Origin of the sequence: Shimia sp. MIT910701 (assembly GCF_047126315.1) — a bacterium.
Lineage (GTDB): Bacteria > Pseudomonadota > Alphaproteobacteria > Rhodobacterales > Rhodobacteraceae > Shimia.
This window is the reverse complement of sequence record NZ_CP138953.1, coordinates 56749-70727: the sequence shown is the minus strand read 5'-3', so window position 1 is coordinate 70727 and position 13979 is coordinate 56749. Positions and strand designations below refer to the sequence as shown.

Below are 13979 nucleotides of genomic sequence, written 5' to 3'. Positions count from 1 at the left end.
AATCAACGCCTCCGCAGTGAGGCGAAAATTCAGGGAGGAGACGACGTGCCGGATGGCCAGTCTATAGGTGTGCCGATTTTGTCGGCGGACGGGATCAGCAAGTCATTTGGCTCGGTCCCGGTTCTGTTCAGCGTGAGCATGGATATTCGCGCCGGGGAGGTGCACGCGCTCATCGGAGAGAATGGCGCGGGAAAGTCGACGTTTATGAAAATCCTTTCCGGGTTCTTGCAGCCCACGTCCGGCCATATCCGGTTGGATGGTGTGGACACCGAGTTGCCCGGCAACGGTCAATCCGAAGAGCTGGGGATTGTTTTGATCCACCAAGAGCTCAATCTCGCCGAGCAGATGACCGTTGAGGAAAACATTTTCCTTGGGCGGGAAATTATGAACAGGGGGGTGCTGGATCGGGCCACAATGCGCGCCATGGTGCGCGGCTATCTGGATGACATCGGCCTCGACATTTTGCCCGAAGACCGGATTTCCGATCTCTCGATTGCGCAAAAGCAGATGGTGGAGATTGTTAAAGCCATCAGCCGTGACGCACGTGTTCTGATCATGGACGAACCAACGGCGGTTTTGACCGAAGCGGAAACGGAGCTGTTCTTCGCACAGGTGCGCCGCTTGAAAGCGCGCGGCACGGCGATTGTCTTTGTTTCCCATAAGCTGGCCGAAGTCAGCGCGATTTCCGATCAAGTTACCGTGCTAAGGGACGGGCAGTGGATCGGCACCCATGCGGCGAAAGACGTGACGCCGGACACGATGGCGCAGATGATGGTGGGGCGCGAGTTGAGCGACCTGTACCCGCCGATGAACGAAGTGGATGTGGATGCAGATCGCGTGCTGGACGTGCGCGATCTGGTGGCGCCCGGCGTACACAACGTCAGCTTTGACCTGAGGAAAGGGGAAATCCTTGGGTTCTCAGGGCTGATTGGCGCCGGGCGTACAGCGGTTTTTGAGGCCATCTGCGGCCTGACACCGCGCGAGGGCGGAACTGTCGCCTTTGATGGCGCGCCTGCAAACTTCACTTCTGTGGCGGCGGCACGCGATGCGGGGATTGTGTATCTGACCAAAGACCGCAAAGAGAAAGGTCTGCTGCTTGGGCAGAAGATGCGCCCGAACCTTTCGCTTTTTGCTTTGCCGAAGTTTGTCAAAGGCTTGAGCGTGGACCGCAAGGCTGAGGACGCCGCGCTGGAGCGTGCTATTCGGCGCTTTGATATTCGGGCGCGGGACCCCAATGTGAACGTGGGCGACCTGTCTGGCGGCAACCAGCAAAAGCTTCTGCTCGCCAAAGTCATGGAGTGTGATCCGCGTATCCTGATCATCGACGAGCCGACGCGCGGCATCGACGTGGGCACCAAACAGCAGATCTATCACTTTATCGCCGCCATCGCCGCCGAAGGCGTGTCTGTGGTCGTGGTATCCTCTGAAATGCCGGAGATCATTGGCCTGTGTCACCGCGTGGTGGTGATGCGCGAAGGCGAAATCACTGGGGTCGTGACCGGCGACCGCATCAACGAAACAGAAATCGTGCGCTACGCCGCAGGACTTAAGCGGGAGCAACAGCAATGACCGAGACAACCATGAGTACAGCCAAACCTTCGATGCTGCGCGGCTTTGACCTCAAGACGGCAGGACCCGCGATTGCGCTCCTGATCCTCTGTGTGATCGGCTTTCTGCTCAACCCGGCCTTCCTGAGTGAAGGCAATATCACCAACCTGCTGACCCGTTCGGCCTTCATTGGCATCATTGCGGTGGGCGCGACTTTTGTGATCACCGCTGGCGGCATTGACCTGTCGGTTGGGTCCATGGCCGCAGTGATCGCGGGCGTGATGATCATTGTGATGAACAGCGCGGTGGACACGTTTGGCACCGGCGTCACAACTGTTCTGATTGGCTGTGGATGTTCGGTGATCCTTGGGCTTGGGGCGGGTCTTGTGAACGGGCTTTTGACCACCAAAGGCAAGATCGAAGCCTTCATCGTGACGCTTGGCACCATGGGTATTTACCGCTCGCTGGTGACCTATTTCGCTGACGGCGGAACCCTGTCGCTCAACTATGACATTCGCGGCGTGTATCGCCCGGTCTACTACGACAGTTTCTTTGGTCTGCCGATCCCGGTGTGGGTGTTTATCGTTGTCTCCATTGCAGGTTGGTTCCTGATGAACCGCACCGCTTTCGGGCGCTACTGCATCGCGATTGGCTCCAACGAGAGCGTGGCAAAATACTCCGCCATCAAGGTGGATCGGGTGAAAACACTGACCTATGTGATCCAGGGTCTCTGCGTGTCGCTCGCTACCATCATTTACGTGCCGCGTCTCGGCTCCGCGTCGTCTTCAACCGGCGTTTTGTGGGAACTGGAAGCCATCGCTGCGGTGATCATTGGGGGTACGGTGCTCAAGGGCGGCTATGGCCGGATTGGCGGCACTATTTTGGGCGCGCTGATCCTGACCACCATCGGCAATATTCTGAACTTCACGGACATGATCTCCAACTATCTGAACGGGACCATGCAGGGCCTCATCATCATCGTGGCCGTCTGGCTGCAACGCGGAGATTGGGGCCGCAACACGTCGGCAGACTAAGCGCTGACACACCACACGAAGAATTTCTCGCAGAGCTTTGCGCGAAAGAACCGGGCGTCACCGGAGAGGAGAGGTGCGTCCAAATCACAGGGAAGTCAAAGGACTTTTAGGGAGGAAAACATGAAGACCTTTACCAAAATTGGCGCATTGGCCACGGCGGCCACAATCGCCCTTACCGGCTGGGCAAGTGCTGAGACCATCAAGATCGGTGTGAGCTACCCAACCCCAACCCATGCATGGGCCGCTGGTATGAACTGGCACGCGGAAAAGGCCGAAGAGCGGCTGGAAGCGCTCTATCCGGATGTGGACTTGATCCTGGTGAACTCGCCAGATCCATCCGCGCAGGCCAGCGCGTTGGAAGACCTCGTGTCCGTGCACCAAATCGACGCGCTTGTGGTGCTGCCGTTTGAATCCGAGCCACTCACCGATCCGGTTCTGAACGTCAAGAAGTCCGGCGCGCTGATCACCGTTGTGGACCGTGGCCTGAGCCAGCCGGGCATTGAGGACATCTATGTGGCGGGCAACAACCCGGAACTGGGTCGCGCGTCAGCTGAGTACATGAAAACCCGCCTGAAGGATGGCGATAACATTGTGGTTCTGCGCGGTATTCCGACGCTGATCGACAACGAGCGCTTTGACGCCTTCATGGCCGAAATCGAAGGCTCCGGCATCAACGTTCTGGATCACAAGCACGCCAACTGGAACCGTGACGACGGTTTTGAAGTGATGCAGGACTTCCTGTCTCGCTTCCCGGATATTGACGCGGTTTGGGCGCAGGATGATGACATCGCAATTGGTGTTGTTGCCGCGCTGAAACAGGCCGGCCGTGATGGCGATGGCATGTTTGTTGTTGGCGGTGCCGGCATGAAAGAGACCATCAAAGGCATCATGGATGGCAACGAGCTGGTGCCAGTCGACGTGCTCTATCCGCCAGCGATGATTGCCACCGCGATGGATGTGACCGTGTCTGCGTTCAAATCCAATGGCCCTGTGGCTGGGCGCTACATCCTGGGTGCGACGCTGATCACACCTGAGAACGCGGCGAGCTTCTACTTCCCGGATTCGCCGTTCTAAAGCGCCATTCGGGTACCCGAGAAGAGGCCCTTTCTCCCAAGGGGCCTCTTCTTCAAACAGGAGAAAAATCATGCAGACAATCAAAGGTCCCGCATTGTTTCTGGCGCAGTTCGCCGGCGACGAGGCCCCCTTCAATTCCTGGGACAGCATCACCAAATGGGCCGCTGATTGTGGTTATAAGGGCGTGCAGGTGCCGAGCTGGGACGGGCGTCTATTTGATCTCGCCCGTGCGGCCAGCTCGCAGAGTTATTGCGAAGAACTGGTCGGCGTGGCGCGCGAGAACGGCGTTGAAATCACAGAGCTTTCCACCCACTTGCAAGGACAATTGGTGGCGGTGCATCCCGCCTACGATGAAGCGTTTGATGGCTTTGCTGCGCCGGAAGTGCGCGGCAATCCAAAGGCGCGGCAAGCTTGGGCTGTGGAACAGATGAAGCTGGCGGTTACGGCGAGCTATAACCTTGGCATCACATCTCACGTGACCTTTTCCGGCGCGTTGGCGTGGCCCTACATCTATCCCTGGCCACAACGCCCGCCGGGGCTGATCGACACGGCTTTTGACGAGTTGGCCAAACGCTGGCGGCCCATTCTGGATCATGCGGATCAGATGGGTGTCGACATTTGTTACGAAATCCATCCGGGCGAAGACCTGCATGACGGGGTGACATTTGAGATGTTCCTTGACCGCGTCGACAACCATGCGCGTTGCAACATGCTCTATGACCCGAGCCACTTTGTGCTGCAGTGTCTGGATTACGTCGGTCACATCGATGACTACGCTGACCGGATCAAGATGTTTCACGTCAAAGATGCCGAGTTCAATCCAACCACCAAACAGGGCGTCTATGGCGGCTATCAAAGCTGGGTTGATCGCGCAGGGCGGTTCCGTAGCCTTGGTGATGGTCAAGTCGACTTTGGCAAGGTCTTCAGCAAGATGGCGGCCAACAACTTTGATGGTTGGGCCGTGGTGGAATGGGAATGCTGCCTGAAGCATCCGGAAGACGGCGCCCGCGAAGGCGCAGCCTTTGTGCGCGATCATATCATTCGCGTGACCGAAACGGCCTTTGACGACTTTGCAGATGGCGGCACCGATGAAGACGCCAACAAACGCATGCTGGGGATTTCATGATGAGTGAGTTTGAGAGACCAATCCGGTTAGGCATGGTCGGCGGCGGCAATGATGCCTTTATTGGCGCGGTGCACAGGATCGCAGCGCGCATTGATGGGCAATTTGACCTGGTTGCGGGTGCGTTATCGTCTACGCCGGAAAAGGCGCAAGCCTCCGGGCAGGCGCTGGGCTCGTCGCCGGACCGGACCTATGACGATTTCAAAGCCATGGCGATCCGCGAGGCGCGACTGAAAAATGGTATCGAGGCGGTCGCAATTGTCACGCCAAACCATGTGCACATGGCGGCTGCGCGAGAGTTTCTGAAGCGTGGCATTCATGTGATCTGCGACAAACCATTGACCTCTACCTTGGCGGATGCGCGCAAGATGGCGCAAGCGGTGGAGAAATCGGACGCGCTGTTTGTTTTGACCCACAACTACACAGGTTATCCGCTGATCCGGCAGGCGCGGGATATGATCGCCAACGGCGATCTGGGGGACATCCGTGTGGTGCAGGTGGAGTACCCGCAGGACTGGCTGACCGAGCCGCAGCCGGAGGACAATAAACAGGCCAGTTGGCGCACGGACCCTGCGCGCTCCGGCGCTGGCGGGTCCACAGGGGACATTGGCACCCATGCCTTTAACCTTGCCTGCTTTGTAACCGGCCTGACGCCGGAAAGTCTCTGCGCTGACCTTCAGAGCTTTGTCGATGGGCGGCAGGTGGATGACAACGCCCATGTGATGCTGCGCTTTGCCGAAGGCGCGCGGGGGATGCTGTGTTGTACGCAAGTTGCCCCGGGCAATGAAAATGCACTGCGATTGCGGGTCTATGGTTCCAAAGGCGGTATAGAATGGGAGCAGGAAAACCCCAATCTGATGCGCTACACGCCTTTTGGCGAACCGACACGTCTCCTGACACGCGCAGGGGCTGGCGCGACGGGGCAACCGGATCATCTCACGCGCACACCGGGAGGACATCCCGAGGGGTATTTGGAAGGCTTTGCCAATATCTACCTCGAAACAGCGGCTTGCATTCGGCTAATGCAGGCGGGACAGCAGGGGAGCCCTCTCACTGTTTTGCCGGGGCTAAAGGAAGGCTTGCAAGGGATGGCGTTCATTGATGCTTGCGTACGCAGCTCGGGGCGGAACTCTGCGTGGGTTTCTCTAGTCTAGGAGTGTTTGTTTGTAGGCGGGCGTCGCAGACAGGTTGAGCGCGGCGCAAAAAAAGACTCTGGCGCCAGCTATGTCAGTTTCTTAGTGCTCGAAATATGATGGTTTTGGCACTGTTGTGGCAGCTTCAAAAGTCGGTCTGTGGCCAATTGATACCTGTGTTTGACGCGTCAATTGCTTACACCCAAAGAGGTCCGCTTGAGTGTGGAGGAATCTGGCAGGCCTTTTAAAAAATGCTCAATCGTCTGGCAAAATGCAGTCGCAATACCAGCTGCTGGGGTCACATTTTTATGCGCGCGTCGGAAAAAGAGATCAAAAATTGTGCACCCAGCCCGGGGGGAGGGTGTTTTGCCTCGGCGAGTTTGCCAACCAAGCAGCAATAAAGAAACGCTCTAGCCACCATCCGTCGACGCTATGTCGTGAAATCGGAGGGTGTGTGACGACCGACGAATTGGACCTCGACACGGCCGCCACACGGTTTGCAACACGAAGTTGCGGGGATCAGGTAATGGCAGCGGGCACATGAGTGCAAGCGCTTCTGTGGCCGCCCCGCCAGGAGAAAAGAATGACCTTTCTGAAATCCACGCTCGCCGGATCTCTGGTTTTTGCGTCTCTCACCGGCGCTGTCATGGCCGACGAAGACACCATCAAAGTAGGTGTTTTGCACTCGCTGTCCGGTACCATGGCAATTTCTGAAACCACGCTGAAAGACACCATGCTGATGCTGATTGACCAACAGAACGCCAAAGGCGGTCTGCTTGGCAAGCAGCTGGAAGCGGTTGTCGTGGACCCGGCGTCCGACTGGCCTCTGTTTGCCGAAAAAGCCCGTGAGCTGCTGACCGTGCACGAGGTCGACGTTATCTTCGGCAACTGGACATCGGTGTCCCGTAAATCGGTGCTGCCAGTGATCGAAGAGCTGAACGGTCTGCTGTTCTACCCGGTTCAGTACGAAGGCGAAGAAAGCTCCAAAAACGTGTTCTACACCGGTGCGGCGCCAAACCAGCAGGCGATCCCGGCAACCGACTACTTCCTGGACGAATTGGGTGTTGAGAAATTCGCCTTGCTCGGCACTGACTATGTGTACCCACGTACCACCAACAATATTCTCGAGTCTTACCTGAAGGGCAAAGGCATCGCGGATGACGACATCTTTGTGAACTACACCCCATTTGGCCACTCTGACTGGTCCAAGATCGTGGCGGACGTTGTTGCACTGGGCGCAGACGGCAAAAAAGTTGGCGTGATCTCCACCATCAACGGTGACGCAAACATCGGCTTCTACAAAGAGCTGGCCGCGGCGGGCATTTCTGCGGAGGACATTCCTGTGGTGGCCTTCTCCGTGGGTGAAGAAGAACTGACCGGTCTGGACACGTCCAATCTCGTGGGTCACCTGGCCGCATGGAACTACTTTCAGTCTTCCGATGCCGACGTGAACGCAGAGTTTGTGGAAACCTGGAAGGCGACCATGGGCGAAGAGCGTGTGACCAACGACCCGATGGAAGCGCACTACATCGGCTTCAACATGTGGCTGAACGCAGCGACAGAGGCAGGCTCCACTGACGTGGACGCGGTGCGTGCCAAAATGTACGGGCAGGAATTCCCGAACCTGACCGGTGGTACCGCCGTGATGCTGCCAAACCACCATCTGGCGAAGCCGGTTCTGATTGGCGAAATTCAGGAAGACGGTCAGTTTGACATCATTTCCCAGACTTCCGAAGTGCCGGGCGATGCTTGGACAGACTTCCTGCCAGAATCCGCTGTGCTGATGTCGGATTGGAAAGAGCTGGACTGCGGTATGTACAACACCGAGACCAAAACCTGCGTTCAGACGCTGTCCAACTACTAAGTTGAGACCTACTGGGGCCGCCTCACGTGGCGGCCCCTCACTAAATTCGCGGACCTCCTCACATGAGACAGATCTTCTTGGCAGGCCTTGCCTTCTTGGCCGCTTGCCTGATTTCGCCCGACAGGGCGCAGGCGCAAGACGCCGCTATCCAGCCAATCCTGCAAGAGCATCAGGCGCTGATTGTGAAAAGTTCGCGCAAGACCATTGGGCCCGCGATTGACGCTGTGGCCAGTTCTGGTTTGCCCCAAGCGCAGACCGTTCTTGAGGTTTGGGCCGCCAAGAACATGTGGCAGCGCAAGGAAGACGGGCTGTTTTTCATTGGCGAGAAGATCGACAGCAAGACCTATGCGCTCACCGACTTTGATAGCGGCGAAACGGTTGGAGAATTTCCCAAGAAAGAGCTGAAACAGCTCAAACCCAACAGCGGCATCCGTGCGCTGATTGGGACGGCGTTGGTGCAATTCCAATTGAGTGATCCCGACATTGAAGCCCGCAAGGCCGCGCTTTTGTCCATCGAGAGAGACCCGGAGGCCAGTCTGCTCGCCCCTTTGCGCGCGTCCATCGATGGCGAGCCGGATGCAGCGCTCAAAGCGCAGAAACAGCGTCTCGAACGACTGTTGACCATTGGCTATGACACGGACGAGACCGCGCGCCTGTCAGCCATTGCCGATATGTCCGGTGATCTTGGCGTGGACGTGCGTGCCACTTTGAACCCACTTCTGACCACCACACGCGAAGTCGCCGCTGGCGCGGTTCCGGAAGGCGCGAATGTCGCACAGATTTTGCATCCGGGGCAGGACAGTTTCGATAAGATCACTGCTTATGACTTGCTGGCTGACAAAGGGATTGCGCCAGCGCGTGTGACCTCTGATGACATCCGCCTCGCCTTGGGCGAGCATATTGAGGGAGGCAGCGTTGGCGGTGTGCCGGTGGCGACACTGCACACCCAAGCAGCGCGCTTGAAGGCTTACACCGTTCTGGCTGCCGAAGGCGAGGTGCCCACCTATGTAGATGAGGCTGCGATTGACTCCGCGCTGAAGGTAAATGTGTTTTTTGACGCCTATGCAGAGCCATCCAAATCTGTCACCGATGCTGCTGCAAAGGCACTCAAGGACATTGAACTGAAGGTTGGCCTCAACCAAACACTTGATTTGACGCTGGATGCGCTGTCGCTCGCCTCAATCTATTTTTTGGCCGCGATTGGCCTCGCCATCACCTTTGGTGTGATGGGCGTGATCAATATGGCGCATGGTGAGTTCATCATGATGGGCGCCTACACGGGCTATGTGGTGCAGCAGTTCATCCCGGATCACACGGTGTCGATCATCGTGGCGATCCCAACGGCCTTTGCTGTGACCTTTGCCGCCGGAGTGGCCATGGAACGTCTTGTGATCCGCTGGTTGCAAGCCCGCCCTTTGGAGACATTGCTGGCGACTTTCGGGATTTCCATCGCCTTGCAACAGCTGGCCAAAAACATCTTTGGCACACAGGCGCGCCCTCTGACCGCTCCGGGCTGGTTGGATGGCGCGTGGGTGATGAACGACGTGGTCTCGATCAGTTATATTCGCATCGCGATCTTCATCCTTGCGCTGATCTTCCTCGGCGTTTTCCTTTACATCATGAAGCGCACACGCCTTGGCCTAGAGACCCGCGCCGTGACGCAGAACCCGCGCATGGCGGCGTCCATGGGCATCAATCCAGACAAGGTGAACATGCTGACTTTCGGGTTGGGCTCCGGAATCGCAGGTATTGCCGGCGTGGCCATTGGCCTCTTTGCCAAGGTGACCTCAGAACTGGGCAGCGACTACATCGTGCAGAGCTTCATGACCGTCGTGGTCGGCGGTGTCGGCAATATCTGGGGCACGCTTGCGGGCGCTGCGATGATCGGCTTCCTGCAGAAAGGCATCGAATGGATGAACCCATCCAATACGCTGGCCGCCCAGACTTACATGATTATCTTCATCATCATCTTCATCCAATTCCGGCCGCGGGGCATCATCGCCCTCAAAGGCCGCGCGGCGGGGGATTAAGCCATGCAATTTCTCGCCAAAGGCGGCCCCCGGACCGCACGGGGCGCGTCCAGCCAACGGAACGCTTTGAAGTGCCAAGCCTCTTTCAAACCGCACAATACTTGCAACGAAGCCCCCGCCCCGTGGGGGGGCGGTACGGGGGCTGCCCGAGCTTTCGGTCGGGAGGTGCAGCTTGCAGGAGGATTTTCCGATGCAGCGTAGTTTTATTGCCAAGAACCCATCGGTTCTCGTCTTCCTTGCGATACTCGCGCTCTTCACTTTGCTGGTGACGGTGATGTCCGAAGGCTTTGGCGTTGGTGGCATTTCCACAAGTTTCATCAAGACGTTGGGCAAGACGCTTTGCCTCTGCCTCATCGCGCTCGCGATGGATGTGATTTGGGGCTACACCGGCATCCTGAGCCTTGGTCACTTCGCCTTTTTTGGACTGGGCGGTTACATGATTGGCATGTGGCTCATGTATGAGCGCACGCGTCTGATAGTGGTGGACAGTCTTGCCCAAGCGGAGATCCCCCCAACCGACGGCGAAGTCATTGACGCCGTCGGCAATCAGATCTTCGGCGTGGTTGGGAGCAGCGAGTTCCCTTTGATCTGGGCTTTTGCCGACAGTTTGGTGATCCAGTTGATCTTAGTCGTTTTTGTGCCTGGCATACTGGCGCTGGTCTTTGGCTGGCTCGCCTTCCGTTCGCGCGTCACCGGGGTGTATCTGTCGATCTTGACGCAAGCTATGACCCTCGCACTGGCGCTCTATCTGTTTCAGAACGACAGCGGTCTGCGCGGCAACAACGGTCTGTCCGGTTTGCAAAATTTGCCCGGTGTCACGGCGTCCCAAGATTATGTGTCTCTCTGGTTCTTCTGGGCGTCTGCTGCGGCGCTGGGTGGGGGGTATGTGCTCTGCGCTTGGCTCGTCAGCGGCAAGTTCGGCTCGGTTCTGCGCGCCATTCGTGACAATGAGGCGCGCGTGCGCTTCCTTGGCTATTCGGTAGAGATGTACAAACTGGTGATCTTTACGCTCACCGCTTGCATCGCTGCTGTCGCGGGCGCGCTCTACTACCCGCAAGCAGGCATCATCAATCCGGCGGAGATTGCGCCTATCGCGTCGATCTACCTCGCGGTCTGGGTCGCCATCGGCGGACGCGGGCGGCTTTACGGTGCGATCATCGGTGCCGCGTTTGTTAGTCTGCTGTCCACTTGGTTTACCGGCGGGCAGGCGCCTGACATCAACCTTGGTTTTTACACAGTCAAATGGGTTGACTGGTGGTTGGTGCTTTTGGGGCTGTCCTTTGTGCTTGTCACACTTTTCGCGCCTAAAGGCATCGGGGGGCTTATCGATCTCTACACAGAGCGCCGCAGCCCATCCCGCCATGGGGCCGATCTGGGGCCAGATGACGGGGCATTGCGCGAACAGGAGGCCAGCCAATGAACACGCTGCTTGAAGTATCGGGTGTGTCTGTCACCTTTGATGGCTTCCGTGCCATCAACAACCTGTCGTTTCAGATCGCTGAGGCGGAAATGCGCGCCGTGATTGGGCCAAACGGCGCTGGCAAGACCACCTTTATGGACATCGTCACGGGCAAGACCAGGCCTGACGAAGGGCGCGTGATCTGGGGCGAAAGCTCAATGAATCTGCTGCGCATGAACGAGGCCAAGATCGCGCAGGCAGGGATAGGGCGGAAGTTCCAGAAACCGACAGTGTTTGAGGACCAGTCGGTACAGGAAAACCTGCTGATGGCGCTTAAGAACAACCGCGGCTGGCTGGCGGTGTTGCGCTATCGGCCTACAAAAGTCGATTTGGCCAAAGTGGATGATCTGGCGGAACAGATCGGGCTGAAAGACCAGTTGGGCCGTAAGTCCGGCGAATTGAGCCATGGCCAGAAACAGTGGCTGGAGATCGGCATGCTGCTCGCCCAAGAGCCGCGTCTCTTGCTCGTGGATGAACCGGCCGCTGGCATGACACCTTCTGAACGGGAACACACCACTGATATTTTGGTGGAAGCCGCCAAAACCCGCGCGGTTGTGGTGGTGGAACATGACATGGAGTTTGTCCGCCGCCTGAACTGCAAAGTCACGGTGTTGCATGAAGGGGCTGTACTGGCCGAAGGCAGCCTGGATCACGTTACTTCCGATCAGAATGTGATCGACGTTTATCTGGAGCGCTAAGATGCTGAAACTCGAAGACATTACGCTGCATTATGGCCACTCCCAGATCCTCAACGGCATCTCGATGGAAGCGAAACAGGGCGAGGTCACCTGTGTCATGGGCACAAATGGGGTGGGTAAAACCAGTCTGATTAAAGCCATCTCTGGGACGCATCCGCGCTCTGGCGGCATGCTGACATTGGATGGCGAAGCTCTGCCGCCGCTGCCAGCTCAGGCGTTGGCCCACAAAGGTGTCGCCTACGTCCCTCAGGGGCGCGAAATATTCCCGCTGTTGACGGTGCGTGAGAACATGGAGACCGGATTCAACTGTCTGCCCAAGGGGGACCGCGCAGTGCCGGAAGAGATGTTTGAACTTTTTCCTGTGCTCAAGGAAATGCAGGGACGCCGCGGGGGCGACCTTTCTGGGGGGCAACAGCAGCAACTTGCCATTGCCCGAGCCCTCATCACACGCCCGAAGCTCCTCCTCCTGGACGAACCAACCGAAGGGATTCAACCCAATATCATCCAACAAATCGGAGAGGTGATTAAGTTGTTGCGCGACAAGGGCGACATGGCGATCATGCTAGTCGAGCAATACTTCGAATTTGCCTATGATCTCGCTGACAGCTTTGTTGTCCTGCGTCGCGGCGAGGTTATGTTATCTGGGACAAAAGCAACTCTCTCAAAAGAGGGGGTTCTGGACGCCGTTTCAGTATGAACCTGTATTGTATTCTCTCTTGCGACTTCGAGACGGAAGAGGCGCGGGGCCAACGATAGGGACATTGAAGCCGGGATCATTGGACTGATGAGCAAATGGCTTGGATGGGTCTCTGACAGTTCGGCTCACAAAAACTCTACGCCCCGATCAGATTGCGATAGCAAAGGCCGGTCCGAGAAGGCGCTGTTGCCAATAAAAACGAGGCGTCTTTTGGCGTCCGAAGGGTTCGCCATGCAGACGTGCCTTTGTTCCGTTAGGGGGGGGCTTCCGGCACACGAAGAGACCTCGTCGTTTGCCAGTATTGTTTTGAGGCGGGCACACAACCTGTTTGCAATATGCGTTCGCCACTGTAAGCAAGGGTCGATTTTGGATTGGAAACTCGTTTCGACGCCAGATGTCACACCGTTTTTGCCTAAATCAATTGCCTTGGGTGGCTCTTTTTGAGCTTGATTTTCCTTCCGTGACATTCAGCCAAAGTGCCGCAAGGATGAGGGTCGTGGACAAGTAGAACGCGGCTTCAGGGACGATCTGAAACAGCACAAGGTCTGCCAGCACGGCAAACACCAGCGACAGGTATTCAAACGGGGCCAGCTTGGACACTTCGCTGTGCTGCAGGGCCAGCGTCATCATGATGTGTGCCACGCCGCCAGCGAGGCCAGCTCCGCAAAGCCAGACCCAAGCCATTGGCGTTGGGGCGACCCAGCCCCACAAAACGGTCATCAGCCCAGCAAGTGAACACGTAGCAGCAAAGTAGAAGGCAATGGCGCCCGCGTTTTCGGTTTGCGCCAGGCTGCGGATTTGCACTTTGGCACCGGCGGTAAAGACGGCCATTGTTAAGGCCAGTCCCGCGCCGATGAGATAAGATGTATCAACACTGGTCGCGGAAGCTTGTGGGACAACCAACACCAACATGCCCAAGAATCCGAGCGCCACTGCGCCCCAACGGGCGGGCGTCATCTGTTCGCCAAGGAACATTTGCGCGAGGATAACCGCCAGGATCGGTGCGAGGTAGCCAATGATCGAGGCGTGTGCGAGGGGAAGGTATTCCAGTGAGGCAAATGAAGCGAACAAGGCGGCACAACCCAGAAGGCAGCGTAGGACATGGCCAAACGGGCGTTTGGTGTGCAGCCCGCCGGGGAAGTCGCCAGTCCACATGAGGAACAACACCAATGGCACCAAGGCCACCGCGCTGCGGAAAAAGACAATTTGTCCAAGCGGGACTGTGCCTGACAAAAACTTCACGCAGACAACCATCAACGTGAAAAAGAACGTGGCGCCAATGCGCAGCGCAATGCCTGTCGTATCCATAACGAGCTCTT

General features: G+C 57.4%; 11 protein-coding genes. 10 read left to right on the top strand and 1 reads right to left on the bottom strand.

Going from position 1 to position 13979, the window contains the following annotated elements; all coding sequences use genetic code 11:
• Positions 1-63 precede the first annotated feature (63 nt).
• The 10 genes from SIB38_RS00305 (at position 64) to urtE (ending at position 12660) form a co-directional block, all read left to right on the top strand.
• Positions 64-1569, top strand: a complete 1506-nt coding sequence (locus SIB38_RS00305) for a sugar ABC transporter ATP-binding protein (RefSeq protein WP_412552006.1) — start codon at positions 64-66, stop codon at positions 1567-1569.
• Positions 1566-2582 (top strand): ABC transporter permease, encoded by a 1017-nt coding sequence (locus SIB38_RS00300; RefSeq protein WP_412551089.1) that lies wholly within the window; start codon positions 1566-1568, stop codon positions 2580-2582. Before SIB38_RS00305 ends, SIB38_RS00300 begins: the two co-directional genes overlap by 4 nt.
• A 120-nt stretch (positions 2583-2702) precedes the next feature.
• Positions 2703-3656, top strand: coding sequence for a substrate-binding domain-containing protein (locus tag SIB38_RS00295; protein WP_412551088.1), 954 nt, complete (start codon positions 2703-2705; stop codon positions 3654-3656).
• Positions 3657-3726: 70 nt separating this feature from the next.
• Positions 3727-4782 (top strand): sugar phosphate isomerase/epimerase family protein, encoded by a 1056-nt coding sequence (locus SIB38_RS00290; protein WP_412551087.1) that lies wholly within the window; start codon positions 3727-3729, stop codon positions 4780-4782.
• Complete coding sequence (locus tag SIB38_RS00285; RefSeq protein ID WP_412551086.1) at positions 4782-5933, top strand: Gfo/Idh/MocA family protein; 1152 nt, start codon at positions 4782-4784, stop codon at positions 5931-5933. The genes SIB38_RS00290 and SIB38_RS00285 overlap by 1 nt, the downstream gene beginning before the upstream one ends.
• 562 nt (positions 5934-6495) lie before the next feature.
• Positions 6496-7776, top strand: a complete 1281-nt coding sequence (gene urtA, locus SIB38_RS00280; RefSeq protein WP_412551085.1) for an urea ABC transporter substrate-binding protein — start codon at positions 6496-6498, stop codon at positions 7774-7776.
• 62 nt (positions 7777-7838) lie between these two features.
• Complete coding sequence (urtB, locus tag SIB38_RS00275; RefSeq protein WP_412551084.1) at positions 7839-9806, top strand: urea ABC transporter permease subunit UrtB; 1968 nt, start codon at positions 7839-7841, stop codon at positions 9804-9806.
• A 190-nt stretch (positions 9807-9996) separates the two neighbouring features.
• A complete protein-coding gene (gene urtC, locus SIB38_RS00270; RefSeq protein ID WP_294118852.1) occupies positions 9997-11226 on the top strand; it encodes an urea ABC transporter permease subunit UrtC in 1230 nt (409 codons plus the stop codon).
• Positions 11223-11963: an urea ABC transporter ATP-binding protein UrtD gene (gene urtD, locus SIB38_RS00265; protein ID WP_294118854.1), complete on the top strand. Its 741-nt coding sequence runs from the start codon at positions 11223-11225 to the stop codon at positions 11961-11963. The genes urtC and urtD overlap by 4 nt, the downstream gene beginning before the upstream one ends.
• Position 11964: 1 nt before the next feature.
• Positions 11965-12660, top strand: a complete 696-nt coding sequence (gene urtE / locus SIB38_RS00260) for an urea ABC transporter ATP-binding subunit UrtE (RefSeq protein ID WP_294118855.1) — start codon at positions 11965-11967, stop codon at positions 12658-12660.
• Positions 12661-13077: 417 nt separating this feature from the next.
• On the opposite strand, the gene SIB38_RS00255 is transcribed toward urtE, so the two are convergent.
• Positions 13078-13968: a DMT family transporter gene (locus tag SIB38_RS00255; protein ID WP_294118857.1), complete on the bottom strand. Its 891-nt coding sequence runs from the start codon at positions 13966-13968 to the stop codon at positions 13078-13080.
• Positions 13969-13979: the final 11 nt, after the last annotated feature.

Coding starts and splice junctions, on each gene's coding strand:
- urtD (WP_294118854.1), top strand. CDS start 11,223: ATGAACACGCTGCTTGAAGTATCGGGTGTGTCTGTCACCTTTGATGGC.
- urtC (WP_294118852.1), top strand. CDS start 9,997: ATGCAGCGTAGTTTTATTGCCAAGAACCCATCGGTTCTCGTCTTCCTT.
- urtE (WP_294118855.1), top strand. CDS start 11,965: ATGCTGAAACTCGAAGACATTACGCTGCATTATGGCCACTCCCAGATC.
- SIB38_RS00295 (WP_412551088.1), top strand. CDS start 2,703: ATGAAGACCTTTACCAAAATTGGCGCATTGGCCACGGCGGCCACAATC.
- SIB38_RS00255 (WP_294118857.1), bottom strand. CDS start 13,968: ATGGATACGACAGGCATTGCGCTGCGCATTGGCGCCACGTTCTTTTTC.
- urtB (WP_412551084.1), top strand. CDS start 7,839: ATGAGACAGATCTTCTTGGCAGGCCTTGCCTTCTTGGCCGCTTGCCTG.
- urtA (WP_412551085.1), top strand. CDS start 6,496: ATGACCTTTCTGAAATCCACGCTCGCCGGATCTCTGGTTTTTGCGTCT.
- SIB38_RS00290 (WP_412551087.1), top strand. CDS start 3,727: ATGCAGACAATCAAAGGTCCCGCATTGTTTCTGGCGCAGTTCGCCGGC.
- SIB38_RS00300 (WP_412551089.1), top strand. CDS start 1,566: ATGACCGAGACAACCATGAGTACAGCCAAACCTTCGATGCTGCGCGGC.
- SIB38_RS00285 (WP_412551086.1), top strand. CDS start 4,782: ATGAGTGAGTTTGAGAGACCAATCCGGTTAGGCATGGTCGGCGGCGGC.